This window comes from Streptomyces sp. 4F14, from assembly GCF_048159485.1.
GTDB lineage: Bacteria > Actinomycetota > Actinomycetes > Streptomycetales > Streptomycetaceae > Streptomyces.
Genome location: NZ_JBLRVY010000312.1, coordinates 1 through 339 on the forward strand (window position 1 = coordinate 1; position 339 = coordinate 339).

The 339-nt window shown below is 74.3% G+C and carries 1 protein-coding gene; it reads left to right on the forward strand.

Features of this window, described 5'->3' with window-relative positions:
- The coding region (locus ACLZOT_RS50875) for a disulfide bond formation protein B (RefSeq protein WP_416976103.1) at nucleotides 1-245 on the forward strand (245 nt) is incomplete at its 5' end.
- Nucleotides 246-339 lie beyond the last annotated feature (94 nt).

Sequence of the window (339 nt, forward strand, 5' to 3'; positions counted from 1 at the left end):
GGCACGCCGGGGCCGAATGGAAGTTCTGGCCCGGCCCGGCCACCTGTTCGGGCGGCGGCGGCAAGGTCACCGCCGCGGCGATGCAGGACCTGCTCAACGGCGCCAGGCTGGCCGCCCCGCGCTGCGACGAGGCCGCCTGGCGATTCCTCGGCCTGTCCATGGCCGGATGGAACGTGCTGATCTCGCTGAAGATGGCGGTCTGGAGCGTCCTGGCCGGCCTGGGATGGGAGCCGAAACGTGTCTAACCCGCCGCCCCGCCCCGGCCTCGGCGCCCCCGAGGCCCGCCTCGCCGAGATCCTGCGCGTCGACCACGCCGGCGAACTGGGCGCCGTGCACATC